The following is an 18,136-nucleotide window of genomic DNA, read 5'->3' as shown; positions in this document are numbered from 1 at the left end:
GCTCCTTGCTTCTCGCTCGGCTCAGGACGCCTCGCCGGAGGGACACGTCGTGTGCCGGGACTCGGGCAGAGCCTCGGTGATCCAGGCACGCTCGGCGGCCACGCGGGCGTCGCCGACGGCCCACAGGCTCGCCGTCCGCTGCCCCTGACCGACCTGGACGAGCACGTGCTGTCCGGTGCGCGGGGCCGGCTTCGCGTCGCCGTCGAGCAGGAAGCCCACCTCGGCCGGTCCCTGCGCGGGCTCGTAGGAGCGGATCACGGTCAGCGTGACCCGGCTCCAGGGGGAGCCTTGCTGCCGTGCCACCTTCGCCACGGTGCCCTCGACGACCAGCCGGGAGCAGGCCAGTTCGCGGACGCGGTCCGACGGCCGCCCGCCGTCGCCGGACGCCTCGGCGGAGCCGTCGGCGGCACTCTTCGCGCCCTTGTCGTCGGCGCCGCTCATCATCCCGTCGCCCCCGGAGTGCGTCAGGAGCCAGCCGAACCCGGCGACCAGGGAGAAGGCCGCGGCTCCGGCGAGCGAGCCGAGCGCGATGCGCAGCGCCCGGCGGGGTCCTGACGGGCGGCCGGGGCGCCGCGGCCGGGACGGGTCGGCGGGACGCGTGACGCTGCGGGGGCGGCCGGCCGCGGGGCGCTTCGCGGGAGGCGGCGGGACCGCGGGTTCCTGGTGCGCCGGTGCGTCCGGGGCGGGCCGGCCCGGCGGCGGGACCGCGGGTTCCTGGTGCGCCGGTGCGTCCGGGGCGGGCCGGCCCGCTGCCGCCGGGCGTGCGGCCTTCCCGGCCGGTGCCTGCCGCTCCTGCGGCAGCGCCTGCCCCTCCCCGGTCAGCGCCTCCGCCAGCCAGGTGAGCTGCTCCTTCAGCACCGCCACGTCGGCCGCGGCCGCCCGGTGCGCGGCGAGGAACGCCGGGTCCTGGCGGGCGTCCCGCGGCAGGGGTTCCCCGGTGATCGCGGCCATCAGCGCGTCCATGCCGTCGCCGGCCGCCCCGTCCGCGCTCTCGTGTTCGGCGGTCACGTCACACCACCTCGTCCTCGTGCAGCCGCTCGCGCAGCGCGCGGACCGCCGTGTGCAGCCTGCTCTTGACCGTGCCCTCGGGTATGCCCAGTTCCGTGGCGATGCCCCGGACCGGCAGGTCGGCGAAGAACCGCAGGACGAGCACCTGCCGCTGGGCGGCGGGCAGTTCGTCCAGGCCCCGGGCGACGGCGAGGGAGAGCAGACTGGTCTCCTCACCGGAGGGGTGCACGGGCTCGTGCAGCGCGGCCAGCCGCTCCCCCAGCCGTTCCTGGCGCCGCTTGGCCCGGTGCCAGTCCATGGCGAGGTTGGAGGCGACCACCGCCGCCCACGCGGACACGTCACGCGGCGCCTCGCGCCCGCTCGCCGCCCGCTCCAGCAATCGCAGCCGTACCTGCTGAACGCCGTCCATCAGGTCCGTCTGCGGCACCCCGCCGAGCGCGAGCACCGCCCGCACCCGGCGCTCCTGGGCCGCGTCCAGCGGATCGTCGACACCCTGGTCTCCCCCCTGGCCGCGGCGGGCTTTTCCGCGCAGCACAGCCACCCCTCTCCTCGCCGCGTTTCCCCTAGGACGCGGGGGGAGACGGAAACGTTCGACCCGGTTTCCGGAATCTCTTCGTCGATCAAGCACGCGGGCGCGTGGACGCTGCGGCTGCTGCCCGAGGAGGAGGCGCCGCTGATCGGCGGTCATCGCAGACGTCGGCGACCGCCGCCGCCGCGCCCTCGGTCCCGTCCGGGTCGATCCGGGCGGTTCCTGCTTCGTGATGGTCAGCGCCCCCCAGAACACGAGCCGGCGGCCGGAACCGGCACCGTTCGGCGAGGCCCCCGTGCCGGGCAGGCGCACCCAGGGCACCGGGTACGGAGTCGTACGTCACACCGGGCCCGAGACCGAGGTGTCGTTCGTCTCCACGGCCCTCATCCAGCACCTGTTCCAGCTGGACGAAAACCTGTTCCCCCGGCACAAAGTCACCGCAAGTTCCGGCCCGTACCGCGTCTCGCAAGGAATCCTGCACGTCCGCGCGATCGGCGAGTGGACGATCGAGATGATCGACTGACCCGAGTGCCCGTCCATCCCTTGGGCAAACGATTGGACACACCGGCCGGGGTCCCCCGCATGATGGAAGGGGCCCCGGTCGCCCTGGGCACGCACACGCACGTCACGCAGAGGAGTCGCCGTGAAGGTAGGAATCGTCGGAGCCACCGGCCAGGTCGGCACGGTCATGCGCAGGATCCTCGCCGAGCGGAACTTCCCCCTCGACCAGCTGCGCCTGTTCGCCTCGGCCCGCTCGGCGGGGACGATCCTGGACGGCGTGACGGTGGAGGACGCGGCGACCGCCGACTACACCGGCCTCGACATCGTGCTCTTCTCCGCGGGCGGCGCGACCTCCAAGGCGCTGGCCGAGAAGGTCGCCTCCCAGGGCGCCGTCGTGATCGACAACTCCTCCGCCTGGCGCAAGGACCCCGAGGTCCCGCTGGTCGTCTCCGAGGTGAACCCGCACGCGATCGCCGACCGCCCCAAGGGCATCATCGCCAACCCGAACTGCACCACGATGGCCGCGATGCCGGTGCTGAAGGTGCTGCACGAGGAGGCCGGCCTCGAGGCGCTGATCGTCGCCACCTACCAGGCGGTGTCCGGCTCCGGTCTCGCGGGCGTGGCCGAGCTGCACGGCCAGGTGCAGAAGGTGGCCGCCGAGGCCGACAAGCTCACCCACGACGGGCGGGCGGTCGACTTCCCGGAGCCGCAGGTCTACAAGCGCACCATCGCCTTCAACGTGGTCCCCCTCGCCGGCAACATCGTCGACGACGGTCTGAACGAGACCGACGAGGAGCAGAAGCTGCGCAACGAGTCCCGCAAGATCCTGGAGATCCCCGAGCTGAAGGTCTCCGGCACCTGCGTGCGCGTCCCCGTCTTCTCGGGCCACTCCCTCCAGGTCAACGCCCGTTTCGCCCGTCCGGTCAGCCCCGAGCGCGCCACCGAGCTGCTCGCGAAGGCCCCGGGTGTCGCCCTCTCCGAGATCCCGACCCCGCTGCAGGCGGCCGGCCAGGACCCGTCGTACGTCGGCCGCATCCGCCGCGACGAGACGGTGGACCACGGCCTGTCCTTGTTCATCTCCAACGACAACCTCCGCAAGGGCGCCGCGCTGAACGCGGTGCAGATCGCGGAGCTGGTGGCGGCGGAACTGTCCGCCAAGTAGCGCAGGGGTACGCAAGGGGCGGCCGCGATCACGTGGCCGCCCCTTCGGTGTCACTGCCGGCCGGGGAGAAGCCTCAGCCCCGCCGCACCTCGTACAGGAAGCACCCGTACTCCACCGCCCGCACGTGCAGCAGCGCCACCTCCGGGTCGGCGAAGGCCTCGGCGAAGGCCGGCTCGAAGCCGGAGGGGTCCTCGACCAGGCGGCCGCCCAGGATGCGGCCGTCGGCCGAGTAGCGGCGCACCGTGCGGTGACTGCGGGTGAAGGGCAGGGCGTCGCCGGCCGGGCCGGGGCACTCCTCGGCGTGGACGAAGACCGGGCCCTGCTCGTCGTAGGCACCGGGATCGGCGCCCGTCCCGGCCGCCCAGCGGCGCAACGGCGCGTAGCTGACCAGGGCGATCAGCTCTCCCGGCACGCTGTGGCGCAGACAGCAGCGCAGCGGTGCCCCGCCCTCCTCGTCGGTGAAGGGCAGCGGGGGACGGCCGGCGTCGTCGGCGGTGCGCAGCTCCTCGAGGACCCCGGCCGTGATGGGGCGTGCGGTGTAGGTCGTCATGTCGCCAGCGTCCCGTCCCGGCGCCGGGCTCACCGGCGGGAACCGGACATCGCGTTCCCCGTCGATCCCATGGAAGGATGACGCAACCGACACATAACGAGGAGATGACCGCGTGCCTGGCACAAACCTGACTCGCGAAGAGGCGCAGCAGCGGGCCGAGCTGCTCACCGTTGACTCGTACGAGATCGATCTCGACCTCTCCGGCGCGCAGGAGGGCGGTACCTACCGGTCCGTGACCACGGTGCGCTTCGACGTCGCCCGCGGCGGTGCGGAGTCGTTCATCGACCTGGTGGCCCCGACCGTCCACGAGGTGGCCCTCAACGGCGACCAGTTGGACCCCGGCGAGGTCTTCAAGGACTCCCGGATCGCCCTGCCGGGGCTGCTCGAGGGGCGCAACATCCTGCGGGTCGTCGCCGACTGCGCCTACACCAACACCGGCGAGGGCCTGCACCGCTTCGTCGACCCGGTCGACGAGCAGGCCTACCTCTACACCCAGTTCGAGGTCCCGGACGCCCGCCGCGTCTTCGCCTCCTTCGAGCAGCCCGACCTGAAGGCCACCTTCCAGTTCACCGTGAAGGCGCCCGAGGGCTGGACCGTCATTTCCAACTCGCCGACGCCGGAGCCGAAGGACAACGTCTGGAGCTTCGAGCCGACGCCGCGCATCTCGACGTACATCACGGCGCTCATCGTCGGCCCGTACCACTCGGTGCACAGCGTGTACGAGAAGGACGGGCAGTCCGTGCCGCTCGGCATCTACTGCCGGCCCTCGCTCGCCGAGTTCCTGGACTCGGACGCGATCTTCGAGGTGACCCGGCAGGGCTTCGACTGGTTCCAGGAGAAGTTCGACTACGCGTACCCCTTCAAGAAGTACGACCAGCTCTTCGTGCCCGAGTTCAACGCGGGCGCCATGGAGAACGCGGGCGCGGTCACCATCCGTGACCAGTACGTCTTCCGGTCCAAGGTGACCGACGCGGCGTACGAGGTGCGCGCGGAGACGATCCTGCACGAGCTGGCCCACATGTGGTTCGGCGACCTGGTCACCATGGAGTGGTGGAACGACCTGTGGCTGAACGAGTCGTTCGCCACCTACACCTCCATCGCCTGCCAGGCCGCCGCGCCCGGCTCGAAGTGGCCGCACTCGTGGACCACGTTCGCCAACTCGATGAAGACCTGGGCGTACCGGCAGGACCAGTTGCCGTCCACGCACCCGATCATGGCGGACATCCGCGACCTGGACGACGTGCTCGTCAACTTCGACGGCATCACCTACGCCAAGGGCGCGAGCGTGCTCAAGCAGCTCGTCGCCTACGTCGGCGAGGACGAGTTCTTCAAGGGCGTGCAGGCCTACTTCAAGGCGCACGCGTTCGGCAACACGCGCCTGTCGGACCTGCTGGGCGCCCTGGAGGAGACCTCCGGCCGTGACCTGAAGACCTGGTCGAAGAAGTGGCTGGAGACCGCCGGCATCAACATCCTGCGGCCCGAGATCGCCACCGGCCCCGACGGGGTCGTCACCTCCTTCGCCGTCCGCCAGGAGGCCCCGGCGCTGCCCGCCGGCGCCAAGGGCGAGCCGACGCTGCGCCCGCACCGCATCGCGATCGGCCTGTACGACCTCGACGCCGGCTCCGGCAAGCTGGTGCGCACCGAGCGGATCGAACTGGACGTCGACGGCGAGCTGACCGCCGTACCGCAGCTGACCGGCAAGCCCCGCCCGGCGGTCGTGCTGCTCAACGACGACGACCTGTCCTACGCGAAGGTCCGCCTGGACGAGGAGTCGCTGCGGACCGTCACCGAGCACCTCGGTGACTTCGAGGCGTCCCTGCCGCGCGCCCTGTGCTGGGCGTCGGCGTGGGACATGACGCGGGACGCCGAGCTGGCCACCCGCGACTACCTCTCCCTCGTGCTGTCCGGTATCGGCAAGGAGTCCGACATCGGCGTCGTGCAGTCCCTGCACCGCCAGGTCAAGCTGGCGATCGACCTGTACGCCGACCCGGCGGCTCGCGAGTCCCTGCTGACCCGCTGGACCGACGCCACGCTGGCCCATCTGCGTGCGGCCGAGCCGGGCAGCGACCACCAGCTGGCCTGGGCGCGGGCGTTCGCGGCGACCGCGCGCACCCCCGAGCAGCTGGACCTGCTGGAGGCTCTGCTGGACGGCACGCAGACCGTCGAGGGCCTGGCCGTGGACACCGAGCTGCGCTGGGCGTTCGTGCAGCGGCTCGCGGCGGTCGGCCGGTTCGACGAGGCGGAGATCGCGGGCGAGTACGAGCGGGACAGGACGGCGGCCGGTGAGCGGCACGCGGCCACCGCCCGCGCGGCCCGTCCCACGGAGGAGGCCAAGGCGGAGGCGTGGGCGTCGGTCGTGGAGTCCGACAAGCTGCCCAACGCCGTGCAGGAGGCCGTGATCGGCGGCTTCGTGCAGACCGACCAGCGTGAGCTGCTGGCGCCGTACACGGACCGGTACTTCGAGGTCCTCAAGGGCGTCTGGGACTCCCGTTCGCACGAGATCGCCCAGCAGATCGCGATCGGCCTGTACCCGGCGGTCCAGGTCTCCGAGGAGACCCTGGCCAAGACGGACACCTGGCTGTCCTCGGCCGAGCCGAACGCGGCCCTGCGCCGCCTCGTCTCGGAGTCCCGCGCGGGCGTGGAGCGCGCCCTGAGGGCCCAGGCGGCGGACGCGGCGGCCGCCGAGTAGGGCGCCGGCAGGGCGCCCGGTGCCGCACCGGGCGCCCTTTCGCGGGCGCGCGCGGTGCTGCCCGCGCGCGCCCGCGCGTGGCGGACGCGTTCCGTAGGGCCTGTGCGGGACGGCGGCCACGGGGTTCCCTTCGCTGGGGGTGGGGCCGGTGCGCCCCTACCGTCGCAGCGCCGGACCTGTCAGGTCCATCGAATCTCGTCGACCGCTCTTTCGAGTGGAACTGAACGATCGCCGCCCGCCGCCGAGCTGCGCCGCAAGCGTCGCCCCGAACGCGAGCGCCATGCCCGCCACCTGCACCGGGTTGAGCGCCTGGCCGAGGGCCGCCCAGCCGACGACGGCCGCGGTCAGCGGGGAGAGCGGACCGAGGAAGCCGACCTGGACGGCGGTGAGCCGGCCGATGCCGCGGAACCACAGCCAGTAGCCGACGGCCGTGTTGGCGAGGGCGAGGTAGAGGTAGCCGCCGACGGCAGGACCGTCGAGCGCGGGCGGCGCGCCTTCGGCCAGGAAGGCGAGGGGGGCGATGAGCAGCCCGCCCGCGGTGAGCTGCCAGCCGGTGAGGGCCAGCGGACCGACCCCGCCGGGACGGCCCCACCGTTTGGTCAGCACCGTCCCGGCGGCCATGGAGGCGGTGGAGGCGACGGCCGCGAGCACCCCGACCGTGTCCAGGGCACCGGCCCCCTTCAGCACGACGAGACTGACGCCGAACGCGGCGACGAGCCCGGTGGCGAGCGTGCGCGCGGCCGGCCGCTGCCCGAGCAGCAGCGCGGACAGACCGACGACGAACAGTGGCTGGACCGAGCCGACGACCGCGGCCATCCCGCCGGGCAGCCGGTACGCCGACACGAACAGCAGCGGGAAGAACGCGCCGATGTTCAGCGCGCCCAGCACCGCCGCCTTGGCCCACCAGAGGCCGCGCGGCAGCACCCGCGTGACGGCGAGCAGCAGCAGACCGGCCGGCAGGGCTCGCGCCAAGGCGGTGAACAGGGGGCGGTCCGGCGGCAGGAACTCGGTGGTGACGGCGTAGGTGGTGCCCCAGGAGACCGGGGCGAGGGCGGTGAGGGCCGCCAGTGCGGCGGGGCGGGTGGCGCGGCCGGCGGCCATGGGAAGCACCCTTCGGGATCCGAGGCAGGCATGAAGTCGGCGGGGAGGTCGGTCCAAGGCCTCTCTCAAATAGCTTAGCCCTAAGCTACTTAGAGTCAAGTCACTTTCTTGCGTGCGACCGGAAGGGGACGCATACTCGGCACATGCAGCAGCGCAAGGACCCCGTCGACGCGATCATCGACCAGTGGGCACGGGTGCGGCCCGACCTCGACACCCGGGCGATGGAGGTCTTCGGCCGTGTCTTCCGGCTCGCGCGCGCCATGGGCGACCGGATGGAGAAGGCGTACGAGCCCTACGGCATCTCCCGCGGCGAGTTCGACGTGCTGGCCGCCCTGCGCCGGGCCGGCGAACCGCACACCCTCTCGCCCCGCCAGCTGTCGGCCACCCTCATGCTCACCACCGGCGGGATGACCGGCCGCCTCGACAAGCTGGAGCGGGCCGGACTGCTGCGCCGCTCCCCCGATCCGCACGACCGGCGCGCCCTGCAGGTGACGCTCACCGAGGAGGGCCTGCGGGTGATCGACGAGGCGGTCGGTGCCGGACTGGCCGAACAGCGCGACGCCCTGGACACCCTGAACGCCGAACAGGCCGGCCAACTGGCCGACCTGTTGCGGGAGTTGCTGGGCTCGACCGCGAAGTAGCCGAGCCGGGCGCGGAAGCCCGGGCGTCAGGCGGCCGACTCGCGGAACCGGTTCTCGGGGCCGAGGTGGCGGGCCACGGCCGTCTCGATCTCGGCCGGGGTGGCAGTGTCGGCGACCCAGGCCGCGTATCCGCCGGGGCGCACCGGCACGGTCGCACGGCGGTCGCTCGCCCAGCGCGTCACGGCCGCACCACGCCCCTGATCGGCGCGGCCGGGAAAAACGCCGAGGGCGCCGACCTCACCCGGGTACGCGTGCGCGCGTACCGACGGGAGGACAGGCGCCCCCGGCGACAGGACCTGCGGTCAGGCCTTGGCCTCGGACTTGACGGTGATGTTGGACGAGGTGCGGTCCTTCTTGGCGTGGGACCTGTCCAGCACCATGACCAGGCCGGCGATGACCGCGAACAGCGCCACCGGGAGGAGCACGTAGAGGCCCAGCGTCTGGATGACGCTCAGGCCGGGGCCGGGGTCGTCGCCGTCGTCGCGGGTCAGCGCGAGCGCGGGGGACGACATGAGCAGCATCATCAGCGTCGTACCGGCGGCCAGGGCGCCGGCGCGCAGGGCGTTCTTCTTGTCCACGGAAATCAAGTTAGCGAACCGTCGTCGGGGCCGCGCGCCCGGGGTGCCTTACCGGTACCGGGCGCTGCCGCCGCGGTACCTGGTGCTCCCGCCGCCACGCCGGGCGCTGCCGCCGCCGTACCGGGCCGCCGCCGTACCGGGGGCTCCCGCCCCCGGCCCCGGCTTGAACGGTTTGTCGAACCGCCTCCTCCTCAAGCGCCGGACGGGCTGGACGGTCGGAGTACCTCCAGCAGGGCCCGCAGCCGTGGTGAGGCCACCAGTTCCTCCAGCGGGACCGGGCGGCCCTCCCGGTCCGCGATCGGCAGCCGCCAGTTGGGGTACAGGTCCCAGGTCCCCGGCAGGTTCTGCGGGCGGCGGTCGCCCACGCCGTCGGGCAGCCAGACGCCGACCAGGCGGGCCGGGGTGCCCAGCAGGAAGCGGTGGACGGCGCGGATCTCCTCCTCCTCGTCGGAGCCGGGCGGTCCGGCCGCCGGGCTGTCCAGCAGGCCGAGGCTGCCCAGCAGGGCGAGCCATTCCGCCGTGTCGGCGGCCGCCTCGGCGCGTTCCTCGGCCGCCGAACGGGTGAGCAGGCCGAGACGGTCGCGCAGGTCGACGTGGTCGCCGGTGAGCCGGGCGGCGGTGGGCGGCAGGTCGTGGGTGGTGGCGGTGGCCAGACAGTCGGCGCGCCACCGCTCGGGCGGCAGCGGGTGGCCGTCGCCCTCCCAGTCGCGCTCGAACCACAGCACGGAGGTGCCGAGCACCCCGCGCCGCTGCAGCGTCTCGCGCACGCCGGGCTCGACGGTGCCGAGGTCCTCGCCGATGACGACCGCTCCGGCGCGGGTGGCCTCCAGGGCGAGGAGGGCGAGCATGGCGTCGGCGTCGTAGCGGACGTAGGTGCCCTCGGTGGGCGGGCTGCCCTGGGGCACCCACCAGAGCCGGAAGAGGCCCATGACGTGGTCGATGCGCAGGGCGCCGGCGTAGCGGAACAGGGCGCGCAGGAGGTCCCGGTAGGGGGCGTGGCCGCAGGCGGCGAGCCGGTCGGGGCGCCAGGGCGGCAGGCCCCAGTCCTGGCCACGGGCGTTGAAGGCGTCCGGTGGGGCGCCGACCGACGTGCCGGCGGCGAACACGTCCTGCTGCGCCCAGGCGTCGGCGCCCACGGGGTGCACGCCGACGGCGAGGTCGTGCACGATCCCGACGGGCATGCCGGCCTCGCGGGCGGCGCGCTGGGCGGCGCGGAGCTGGCCGTCGGTGAGCCAGGCGAGGCGGGTGTGGAAGGCGACGCGGTCGGCGAGTTCGGTGCGGGCGCGGGCGGTGGCGGCCGAGCGGGGGTCGCGCAGCCCGTCCGGCCAGCGGTGCCAGTCGGAGCCGTGGACCTCGGCGAGGGCGTACCAGGTGGCGTGGTCGTCGAGGGCCTGGCCGTGGGCGGCGCGGAAGTCGTCGTAGGCGGCCTGGCGGCCGGGTCCGAGGGGGACCTGCGCGACCAGTTCCAGCGCCTCGCGCTTCAGCTCCCACACCGCGTCCCGGTCGATGAGGGCGCCCTTGTCGAGGACGGTGGCCCGCAGCCGCTCGGCCCGTTCCAGCACGGTGTGCAGACGCTCGCGGTCCTCGACGTACCCGAACTCGGGGATCTCCTCGATCCGCAGGTGCACGGGGTCGGGGAAGCGGCGGGAACTGGGCCGGTACGGGGACGGGTCGGTGGGGGCACCGGGTACGGCCGCGTGCAACGGGTTGACCTGGACGAATCCGGCGCCGGCGGTGCGTCCGGCCCAGCCGGCCAGCTCGGCGAGGTCACCGAGGTCGCCCATGCCCCAGGAACGGCGCGAGAGCAGGGAGTACAGCTGGACGAGGAGGCCGTAGGAGCGTCCGGGCGGGGCGGGCAGCCGGTCGGGGGCGACGACGAGGTGGGCCTGGCCGGTCCGCCCGTCGGGCGCGTGCGCGGTCAGCCGGTGGACGCCGAGCGGGAGATCCGCGGTCCCGTCCCGCTCCTCCCCCTCCTCGGTCTCGACGCGCAGCCGGGTGCCGGCGGGCAGGGCGGTGAGCGCGGCGGGGGGCTCGGCGCCTGCCCACTGGACCACCGTCGGCGGCAGCAGGCGCTCGCGCAGTTCGCGTTCCCGCGCGGCGAGCGCGGCGCGTACGGCGTCCGGGGTGCCCGCGTCGACGCCGAGGGCGGCCAGGGCGGCGACCACGGCGGAGGCGGGGACCGCGACGGTACGGTCCGGCGCGGGGCTGTAGGAGGTGGCGACCCCGTGCAGCTCGGCGAGCCGGGACAACTCGCGGCCGGCCGTCCGGGGCGGCTCTTCACCGGCCGTCCGGGGCGGCTCCGCGTCGTCGTGCGCCGCGGCCATCTACACCCCCGGGGCGAAGAAGTCCGGGACCGGGTCGGACTCGCTGGTCAGCGGGGCGGCCTCGGCGAGCGGGGGTTCACTGGTCAGGGGCTCGGCATCGGGCAGCGGCGGCTCGCTGGTCAGCGGCGCCTGCGCGCACGCGCTCTCCGCGCTGAAGACGCACAGCCGCGCCTCGTCGGTCTCGGCGGACTGCTCCGCCACGGGTTTCCACTGGACGGGGAGAGAAAGGTGAGCCGGTGCGGCCACGAGGGCCTCCTTGTCGGTGTGTCGATCGGTGGGGCGATCGGTGGTCAGGGGGGCGGGCGAGGCGTAGGTCGATGCGTCGCTCGAGGCGTCGGTCGGTGCGGTGCCGGGCGGTGCGGCATCCGACGGGTTAGGGCAGGCCTACCCAGTGACGGCGTCGGCACTCTCGAGCGCTGCCGGAGTACCTGATGGAGTGGCCGTGATCCGCCGCCGTCCCGGTGATCGATAGACGGGTTGTGAGACTGTTCCGCCCCATGGGGGGCCAGCGGGAGAAGGACGACGGTGCCGGCGCGGACGGGGCGCTGTTGCGGGCCGTCGCCGCGGGGGACGCGGCCGCGATGGCCACCCTGTACGACCGGCACGCGGGATGGCTGCACGCGCGGCTGACGCGGCGCTGCGCCGACCCCGAGGTCGTGCGCGAGGTGGTGCAGGACACGTTCGTCACGGTGTGGCGGTCGGCGGCCGGGCACCGCGGGGAGGACGCCGGCGGCTGGCTGTGGACGATCGCGGCGCGCCGCCTGGTCGACGCGCGGCGGGCGCAGGAGCGGGTCGCGCGGTTCGCGGGCCCGCCGCTGGAGTCCGGCTCCCCCGCCCGGTACGAGCCCGCCGCGCCGTCCGCGGAGGACCGGGTGCTGACGGGACTGGAGTACGGCGATGTCGGCACCGCCCTCGACCGGATCTCCCCCGAGCTGCGCGAGGTGCTGCGCGCGACCGTCGTGGACGGGCTGAGCACCCGTGAGGCGGCCCGGCTGCTCGGCATACCCGAGGGCACGGTCAAGTCCCGGGCCCGGCGTGCCCGCGCCGAACTGCGGGTGGCGCTCGCCCCTTCGCACCCGTCCCCGCTGGGAGGCACGGCATGACCGACGGCAACGCGCGCATCTGGCACGTCTGCGCCGACCTCGCCGCCCGCTATGCCGAGGGCGTGCTGCCGGAGCCGGACGCGTGGTCCCTGGAGAAGCACGTGGAGGGCTGCGCGGGCTGCGCGTCCCGGGTGTCGGACGCGGTGCGCGGCACGGCGGCCGGGGCGGTGCTCGCCGAGGTGCGGGACGCGGTGCTGACCGCGGTGCCGGTGGCGGCCCCTGGACGACAGGTGCGCCCGGACACACCTCCCGCGCGGTTGACGCGCCCGCGCACGCCCCCCGTGACGTCCCGGCTCGCCCGCCTGCTGTGGGCCGCGGGGCCCGCCGTGCGCGGGGCGTGGCTGCCCGCCGTACTCGTCGTGGCCGCCGGCGCGCTGGCCCTGGCGTACGGGACCGGCTTCCCCGGTGCGCGGGCGCTGCTGCTGGCGGTCGCGCCGGTCGTGCCGGTCGCCGGGGTCGCCCTGTCCTACGGTCCGCACGCCGACCCGGTGCACGAGATCGCCGCGGCCACCCCGGGCGGTGGGCTGCGGCTCGCGCTCACCCGTACGGTCGCCGTCCTCGCGGTGAGCCTGCCGCTGCTGACCCTCACCGGTCTGCTGCTGCCCGCCTCCGGCGCCCCGGCCGCCGCGGCCTGGCTGCTGCCGGGGCTGGCCCTGGCGCTGGGCACGCTGGCCCTGGCCTCCTTCGTCGGCTGCCGGACGGCGGCCGGGCTGACGGGCGGGGGCTGGCTGTGCGCCGTACTGGCCCCGGTGCCCGCCGCGCCGGGCGGGGAGGCCACCGCACGGCTGGCCGAGCAGCTCTCCCGTTGCCTCGGCGGCGCCGGGGCGCAGGGCGCCTGGGCGGCGGCGGCCGTCCTGAGCGCGGTCCTGCTGGCGGCCCGCCGCCCCGCATACGACCGCCCGCTCCGCGGGTGACGGCGCACGGCCCTCTCACCTCGGCACCCGGTCCACGCCTTCCCGCACCGCCACCGGCGGTGCTCCGCGACCGCCCTCGGCGGTGCTCTTTCCTGGAGAGATCTTGACTTCTACTTCCCTGCGCGTGACCGGCCTGTGCGTCCGGCATCGCAAGACCCTCGCGCTCGACTCCGTCGACCTGGGCCTCGACACCGGTGTGCACGGGCTGCTCGGCCCGAACGGGGCCGGGAAGACCTCCCTGATCCGGGTGCTGGCCACAGTGGCGCGGCCGGACGCCGGGCGGGTGGAGCTGCTCGGCGCGGACGTCGCGGACCACCGCGGCCGGGCCGAGGTGCGGCGCCGGCTCGGTTATCTGCCGCAGGAGTTCGGCTACTACCCGGGCTTCACCGTGCGGGAGTTCGTGGCGTACGTGGCCTGGCTGAAGGAACTGCCGGCCGAGCGGGTCCCGGCCGCCGTGGAGCGGGCCGTGGCCCGGGTGGGCCTGGCGGACCGCATCGACGCCAAGGTCAGGACGCTGTCCGGCGGTATGGTCCGCCGCGTCGGCATCGCGCAGGCCATCGTCAACGACCCCGGTGTCCTGCTGCTGGACGAGCCGACGGCCGGGCTGGACCCCGAGCAGCGCGTGGAGTTCCGGGAGTTGCTGCGCGAGCTGGGCACCACGGCGACCGTCGTGGTCTCCACCCACCTGGTGGAGGACGTGGCCGCCGCCTGCACGGAGGTCACCCTGCTGGACGGGGGCCGGATCGCCTACCGGGGCACGCCCGAGGCGCTCACCCTGCTCGGCGAGGCCTCCGACGGCCTGGGCGACCACCCGATCGAGCGCGGTTACACGGCCGCGCTGCGCGCCCACCGCGCGGCCGGGGTCCGGGAGGCGGTGTGATGACGCTCGTAGCCGAACCGAAGACGGCCACCCGGGCCCCGCACCCCCTGCGCGCCGAGGCCGTCCGCGGCTTCGCCCCCCTGGCCGGGGCCGCCGTCCTGCTCACGCTCGGGGTGCTGCTGGCCGGCTCCTCCGCGCGCTGGCAGGGCGGCTGGGCGGAGACCGTCGCGGAGGTGCACAACGCGCTGCTGATCACCGTGCCGCTGGCGGCCGCCGCGGGTTGCTGGCAGGGCGGACGGGAGCGGCGGCGGCGTACCGCGGAGCTGTGGGGGACGGTGGTACGGGCGCCGCTCGTCCGGTTCCTGGTCTCGGCCCTGCCGGTCGCGCTCTGGGTGGCCGTCGGTCACCTGGTCGCGGTGGGCCTGGCCCTGCTCGCCACCTGGCCCTGCTCCCGGGGGGGCCGGCCGCACCTCGCCCTGCTGCCGGGGGACACGGTGGCCCTGGCGGCGGCCGCGGTGGCCGGGCACGTGGTGGGGCGGGTGGTGCCCACGCGGCTGGCCGCCCCACTGCTGGCGATGGCCGGGTACGTGGGGCTCGGGGTCTGCGCCCGCTCGGGCTCCGGCATCCCCCTCGACCCGGCCTTCCCGGTCGTGGGCAGCGAGCTGCCGGTGTGTTGGCAGCCGTGGGCGACGGCCGTGTGGACGGGCGGGCTGGCGCTCACCGCCGCGCTGGCGTACGCCGCCCGGCGCCGGGTGACGGCCGTGCTGCCGCTGGCGGCCGCCGTGTCCGCGGGCGCGCTGCTCGTGCAGACCGGGGAGGGTCTGTGGCACCCCGACCCGCTGGCCCGCCGGCAGGTGTGCGACACCACCACCACCCCGGCGATCTGCGTCAACGCCCGGTACGCGGGCGTGCTCCCGCAGGTCAGGGACGCCCTGTCGGGGGTCACGGACAAGCTGGAGGGGGTACGGAACCTGCCGGTGCGCTGGGCGGACCGGGACGGCGGCCCGCACGCCGACGAGGCCCGGCTGCCGGGTCTGACGCCGCTCGGCTGGTACCTCGTACGCGGGCGGCTGACCGATCCCGAGCAGTACGCGTGGGAGGCGGTGGTGATGCTGAGCGCGCGCGGTGACTGCCCCCCGGAGCAGCTGACCGACCGCGTGCTCGCGGCGGACGACGCCGTGGAGGCCTACCTGGCGCCGAGCCCGGTGCGGACGAAGGACGAGGCCGACGCCCGGGGCGGCGCGGCCCGGCGAGCCGAGCTGCGCGAGCGCAGCACGACGCGGGCCCGGCTGGCCGGGATGGACGCGCGGGAGCGCCGGGAGTGGCTGTCCGCGTACTTCGCGGCCCGGAGCGGCTGTGACGCGAAGGGGGTGCCGTCCCTGTGACCGGTCTCCTGTTGTACGCCCGCTCCCGTGCGCTGCCCGCCACGCTGGCCGCCCTCGTCGGCACGACCGCCTTCGCGGTCTGGGCGGCCACCCGTCTGGACGCCTACCTGGACCCGGACCGCAGGGTGCCGGTCGTCGCCCTGGCTCCCCTGCTGGCGGCCGCCGTGATCGGTTCGAGCCTGTACACGGCGTCGGACGAACTGGACCGGACGGCGGTACGGCCCTGGTGGCCGCGGCGGCTGGTGCAGCTGGGGGCGCTGACGGCGCTGGCCGCGGCGCTGCTGCCGCTGGCGGTGCTCGGGCATCCGGAGGTCTTCGGGCCCCCGGCGGTGATCCGCAACACGCTCGGCTGCACGGGTGTCACGGCGGCGGCGGCCGTGCTGATCGGCGCGCGGCTGAGCTGGCTGCCCGCCTTCGGTTACGTCACCGCGGTCTATCTGGCCTCGGCGGGGGCGCGGGGGCGCGCGGTCACGGTGTGGGCGTGGCCGATGCAGCCGGGTGCGCAGGTGGGTGCCTGGGCGGCGGCGCTGGTCGCGTTCGTGCTGGGCGCCGCGCTGTACGCGGTACGCGGCGCCCGCCCCGAGGGGCCCCGCGGCTGAGTACCGGGGCGGGTACCGCCCCCGGCGGCGCGGGGCGGTACCGGCGTGCGGCTGCGCCGCGTGGGCGCGACCAGCCGCCGGACACCCCCCGCCGCCTCCTCTCGCAGGCGCGAACACACGGGCCCGGATCTAGGCGGAGATGCCGTCGATCCGGGCCAAGGCGTCATCCGCGCCGTACGGCTGCAAGTAGGGCAGCCAGCGCGGGTCCCTGTGGCCGGTGCCGATGATGCGCCAGGCCAGTCCGCTGGGCGGGGCGGGTTTGTGGCGCAGCCGCCAGCCCAGCTCGACGAGATGGCGGTCGGCCTTGACGTGGTTGCAGCGGCGGCACGAGGCCACCACGTTGTCCCAGACGTGCTTGCCCCCGCGGCTGCGCGGGATGACGTGGTCGACGCTGGTTGCGACGCCACCGCAGTACATGCACCGGCCCCCGTCGCGCGCGAAGAGCGCCCGTCGGGTGAGGGGAACGGGTCCGCGGTACGGGACCCGTACGAAACGCTTGAGCCGGACCACGCTGGGGGCGGGGAGTGTGACGGTCGCGCTGTGCATATAGGCGCCGGATTCCTCGAGGGAGACGGCCTTGTTCTCCAGGACGAGGACGAGCGCGCGGCGGAGCGGTACGACGCCGAGCGGCTCGTACGACGCGTTGAGGACCAGGACATGCGGCACGGGTGCCTCCTTGGGCGTCGGCGGCGCGTGGCTCGCGCCGGGACGATCTGCAGTCAGTCTCCCCTCATGCCTGGTGACCGCGCCACCATGTCCCGGTAACGGGCTGGGAGTGTTTTCGACCACATCCGATACATCCCCCGGATCACGGCCTGTTCAAGCCGGGGTGAGTCGCGTCTCTCCTGCACCTGTCCTTGGCGGATCCGCGCGGGGCACACACAATGCCCCGTTAGTGTGGTGGTTCTGTCCGTCCCGGTGACCTTTTCGTGACCTTGACCGCCCGCCGGTACGGACCGCGCAGCACCTTGGAGGTACCTGCCGTGTCGTCCTTGCCCGCCGCCCTGACGGCCGCCGGTGCATCGCCGTCCCCGTCGCCGTCCCCGTCGGGGTCGACGGCCCCGGCCGTGCCGACGCTCCAGGACGCCCAGGAGAGCGCGACGAACGCGGCGAGCTGGGTCGAGCAGAACTGGTCGACGTGGCTCGCGATGGGTCTGCAGATCCTGCTGATCGTGGTCGTGGCGATCGCGCTCAGAGCGGTGGTGCGGCGGGCGATCACCAAGCTGATCGACCGGATGAACCGCACGGTGCAGGCCGTGGACGGCACCGCGCTGGGCGGGCTGCTGGTCAACGCCGAGCGGCGCCGGCAGCGGGCGGCGGCGATCGGCTCGGTGCTGCGGTCGGTGGCCAGCTTCGTGATCCTCGGTACGGCCGCGCTGATGGTGCTGTCCACCTTCAAGATCAATCTGGCGCCGCTGCTGGCCTCGGCCGGTGTCGCGGGTGTGGCGATCGGTTTCGGCGCCCGGAACCTGGTCACCGACTTCCTGTCCGGCGTGTTCATGATCCTGGAGGACCAGTACGGCGTCGGTGACGTGATCGACGCGGGTGTGGCCACCGGCGAGGTGATCGAGGTCGGGCTGCGGGTGACCAAGCTGCGCGGCGACAGCGGCGAGATCTGGTATGTCCGCAACGGCGAGGTCAAGCGGATCGGCAACCTCTCCCAGGGCTGGGCGACGGCCGGGGTCGACGTGACCGTGAAGGCGAGTGAGGATCTGGACCGGGTCAAGGGCACCCTGGACGAGGTCGCCGAGAAGATGAGCAAGGAAGAGCCCTGGAACGAGCTGCTGTGGAGCCCGGTCGAGGTGCTCGGCCTGGACTCCGTGCTGATCGACTCCATGGTCGTCCGCGTCTCCGCCAAGACCATGCCGGGCAAGTCGGTGACGGTCGAACGCGAACTCCGCTGGCGCATCAAGCGTGCCTTCGACGCGGCGAGCATCCGCATCGTGGGCGGCGCGACGGCCGTCGAGGACGAGGAGACGACCCCGGACCCGACGGCGACGGTCGCGGCACCCTCGGTGTACTCCAACGCGGACTCACCGCAGGCGACGGCTGCGTCCCCGATCGCGCCGCAGAGGTCCGTGCCGCCGGCCAAGTAGCGGAACGCCTCGCGCAATCACCGAGGGCACCCGCCCGCCCACGCCCACGCCCACGCCCACGCCCCCGAGGTAACGACTCTGTTGCCGCGGGGGCGTTGTGTATTGACGCCCCGTTCGTCCTGGGCTTACGTTCCTC

Annotated in this window: 19 protein-coding genes; 10 read left to right on the top strand and 9 right to left on the bottom strand. The window is 74.3% G+C overall.

The window, feature by feature from the left end; genetic code table 11:
* Positions 1 to 21 precede the first annotated feature (21 nt).
* Both ACGFRF_RS21025 and ACGFRF_RS21020 read right to left on the bottom strand, forming a co-directional pair.
* Positions 22 to 1,008 carry a hypothetical protein gene (locus tag ACGFRF_RS21025; RefSeq protein WP_393742014.1) on the bottom strand — a complete coding sequence of 329 codons (987 nt, stop codon included), beginning with the start codon at positions 1,006 to 1,008 and terminating at the stop codon, positions 22 to 24.
* A gap of 1 nt (position 1,009) precedes the next feature.
* A complete protein-coding gene (locus ACGFRF_RS21020; RefSeq protein WP_393742012.1) occupies positions 1,010 to 1,543 on the bottom strand; it encodes an RNA polymerase sigma factor in 534 nt (177 codons plus the stop codon).
* 226 nt (positions 1,544 to 1,769) lie between these two features.
* On the opposite strand from ACGFRF_RS21020, the gene ACGFRF_RS21015 reads away from it, so the two are divergent.
* A complete protein-coding gene (locus ACGFRF_RS21015; protein ID WP_393742010.1) occupies positions 1,770 to 2,060 on the top strand; it encodes a hypothetical protein in 291 nt (96 codons plus the stop codon).
* Positions 2,061 to 2,180: 120 nt separating this feature from the next.
* Positions 2,181 to 3,200 carry an aspartate-semialdehyde dehydrogenase gene (locus tag ACGFRF_RS21010; protein ID WP_393742008.1) on the top strand — a complete coding sequence of 340 codons (1,020 nt, stop codon included), beginning with the start codon at positions 2,181 to 2,183 and terminating at the stop codon, positions 3,198 to 3,200.
* Between the two features lie 73 nt (positions 3,201 to 3,273).
* Here ACGFRF_RS21010 and ACGFRF_RS21005 read toward each other — a convergent pair whose 3' ends face one another.
* On the bottom strand, positions 3,274 to 3,750 hold the full coding sequence (locus tag ACGFRF_RS21005) for a DUF1203 domain-containing protein (RefSeq protein WP_393742006.1): 477 nt from the start codon (positions 3,748 to 3,750) through the stop codon (positions 3,274 to 3,276).
* 112 nt (positions 3,751 to 3,862) lie between these two features.
* Between ACGFRF_RS21005 and pepN the strand changes: the two genes are divergently transcribed.
* Complete coding sequence (gene pepN, locus ACGFRF_RS21000) at positions 3,863 to 6,439, top strand: aminopeptidase N (RefSeq protein ID WP_393742004.1); 2,577 nt, start codon at positions 3,863 to 3,865, stop codon at positions 6,437 to 6,439.
* Positions 6,440 to 6,595: 156 nt separating this feature from the next.
* Here pepN and ACGFRF_RS20995 read toward each other — a convergent pair whose 3' ends face one another.
* Complete coding sequence (locus tag ACGFRF_RS20995; protein WP_393742002.1) at positions 6,596 to 7,540, bottom strand: EamA family transporter; 945 nt, start codon at positions 7,538 to 7,540, stop codon at positions 6,596 to 6,598.
* A 143-nt stretch (positions 7,541 to 7,683) separates the two neighbouring features.
* Here ACGFRF_RS20995 and ACGFRF_RS20990 point away from each other — a divergent pair, with 143 nt between their 5' ends.
* The gene (locus tag ACGFRF_RS20990) at positions 7,684 to 8,181 is read left to right on the top strand and encodes a MarR family winged helix-turn-helix transcriptional regulator (protein WP_393742001.1); all 498 of its coding nucleotides are present in this window, start codon (positions 7,684 to 7,686) and stop codon (positions 8,179 to 8,181) included.
* A gap of 26 nt (positions 8,182 to 8,207) precedes the next feature.
* On the opposite strand, the gene ACGFRF_RS20985 is transcribed toward ACGFRF_RS20990, so the two are convergent.
* The 4 genes from ACGFRF_RS20985 to ACGFRF_RS20970 all read right to left on the bottom strand — a co-directional run bounded on the left by ACGFRF_RS20985 (position 8,208) and on the right by ACGFRF_RS20970 (position 11,329).
* Positions 8,208 to 8,363, bottom strand: coding sequence for a hypothetical protein (locus ACGFRF_RS20985; RefSeq protein ID WP_393741999.1), 156 nt, complete (start codon positions 8,361 to 8,363; stop codon positions 8,208 to 8,210).
* A gap of 120 nt (positions 8,364 to 8,483) precedes the next feature.
* Positions 8,484 to 8,759 (bottom strand): hypothetical protein, encoded by a 276-nt coding sequence (locus tag ACGFRF_RS20980; RefSeq protein WP_393741997.1) that lies wholly within the window; start codon positions 8,757 to 8,759, stop codon positions 8,484 to 8,486.
* A gap of 191 nt (positions 8,760 to 8,950) precedes the next feature.
* Positions 8,951 to 11,083, bottom strand: coding sequence for a 4-alpha-glucanotransferase (gene malQ / locus ACGFRF_RS20975; RefSeq protein WP_393741995.1), 2,133 nt, complete (start codon positions 11,081 to 11,083; stop codon positions 8,951 to 8,953).
* Positions 11,084 to 11,329 (bottom strand): hypothetical protein, encoded by a 246-nt coding sequence (locus ACGFRF_RS20970; RefSeq protein ID WP_393741993.1) that lies wholly within the window; start codon positions 11,327 to 11,329, stop codon positions 11,084 to 11,086.
* 251 nt (positions 11,330 to 11,580) lie between these two features.
* On the opposite strand from ACGFRF_RS20970, the gene ACGFRF_RS20965 reads away from it, so the two are divergent.
* From ACGFRF_RS20965 to ACGFRF_RS20945, 5 genes are all read left to right on the top strand, one after another.
* Positions 11,581 to 12,186, top strand: coding sequence for an RNA polymerase sigma factor (locus tag ACGFRF_RS20965; RefSeq protein WP_393742138.1), 606 nt, complete (start codon positions 11,581 to 11,583; stop codon positions 12,184 to 12,186).
* Positions 12,183 to 13,100 (top strand): zf-HC2 domain-containing protein, encoded by a 918-nt coding sequence (locus ACGFRF_RS20960; RefSeq protein ID WP_393741991.1) that lies wholly within the window; start codon positions 12,183 to 12,185, stop codon positions 13,098 to 13,100. Before ACGFRF_RS20965 ends, ACGFRF_RS20960 begins: the two co-directional genes overlap by 4 nt.
* 103 nt (positions 13,101 to 13,203) lie before the next feature.
* Positions 13,204 to 13,980 (top strand): ABC transporter ATP-binding protein, encoded by a 777-nt coding sequence (locus ACGFRF_RS20955; protein WP_393741989.1) that lies wholly within the window; start codon positions 13,204 to 13,206, stop codon positions 13,978 to 13,980.
* Entirely contained in the window at positions 13,980 to 15,305 is a 1,326-nt protein-coding gene (locus ACGFRF_RS20950) for a hypothetical protein (RefSeq protein WP_393741987.1), read from the top strand. Before ACGFRF_RS20955 ends, ACGFRF_RS20950 begins: the two co-directional genes overlap by 1 nt.
* Positions 15,302 to 15,904 carry a hypothetical protein gene (locus ACGFRF_RS20945; protein WP_393741985.1) on the top strand — a complete coding sequence of 201 codons (603 nt, stop codon included), beginning with the start codon at positions 15,302 to 15,304 and terminating at the stop codon, positions 15,902 to 15,904. The genes ACGFRF_RS20950 and ACGFRF_RS20945 overlap by 4 nt, the downstream gene beginning before the upstream one ends.
* A gap of 129 nt (positions 15,905 to 16,033) precedes the next feature.
* On the opposite strand, the gene ACGFRF_RS20940 is transcribed toward ACGFRF_RS20945, so the two are convergent.
* Positions 16,034 to 16,570 carry an HNH endonuclease gene (locus tag ACGFRF_RS20940; protein WP_358646822.1) on the bottom strand — a complete coding sequence of 179 codons (537 nt, stop codon included), beginning with the start codon at positions 16,568 to 16,570 and terminating at the stop codon, positions 16,034 to 16,036.
* A 317-nt stretch (positions 16,571 to 16,887) separates the two neighbouring features.
* Between ACGFRF_RS20940 and ACGFRF_RS20935 the strand changes: the two genes are divergently transcribed.
* Positions 16,888 to 18,000 (top strand): mechanosensitive ion channel family protein, encoded by a 1,113-nt coding sequence (locus ACGFRF_RS20935; protein ID WP_393741983.1) that lies wholly within the window; start codon positions 16,888 to 16,890, stop codon positions 17,998 to 18,000.
* Positions 18,001 to 18,136 lie beyond the last annotated feature (136 nt).

This window comes from Streptomyces sp. NPDC048521 (genome assembly GCF_043199855.1).
Lineage (GTDB): Bacteria > Actinomycetota > Actinomycetes > Streptomycetales > Streptomycetaceae > Streptomyces.
This window is presented reverse-complemented; position numbering and strand designations above follow the sequence as displayed.

Bases quoted from the DNA above. Each gene is read 5' to 3' on its own strand.
- malQ (WP_393741995.1), bottom strand. From the start codon at position 11,083: ATGGCCGCGGCGCACGACGACGCGGAGCCGCCCCGGACGGCCGGTGAA.
- ACGFRF_RS20965 (WP_393742138.1), top strand. From the start codon at position 11,581: ATGGGGGGCCAGCGGGAGAAGGACGACGGTGCCGGCGCGGACGGGGCG.
- ACGFRF_RS20995 (WP_393742002.1), bottom strand. From the start codon at position 7,540: ATGGCCGCCGGCCGCGCCACCCGCCCCGCCGCACTGGCGGCCCTCACC.
- ACGFRF_RS21015 (WP_393742010.1), top strand. From the start codon at position 1,770: ATGGTCAGCGCCCCCCAGAACACGAGCCGGCGGCCGGAACCGGCACCG.
- ACGFRF_RS20990 (WP_393742001.1), top strand. From the start codon at position 7,684: ATGCAGCAGCGCAAGGACCCCGTCGACGCGATCATCGACCAGTGGGCA.
- ACGFRF_RS20950 (WP_393741987.1), top strand. From the start codon at position 13,980: ATGACGCTCGTAGCCGAACCGAAGACGGCCACCCGGGCCCCGCACCCC.
- ACGFRF_RS20960 (WP_393741991.1), top strand. From the start codon at position 12,183: ATGACCGACGGCAACGCGCGCATCTGGCACGTCTGCGCCGACCTCGCC.
- ACGFRF_RS21005 (WP_393742006.1), bottom strand. From the start codon at position 3,750: ATGACGACCTACACCGCACGCCCCATCACGGCCGGGGTCCTCGAGGAG.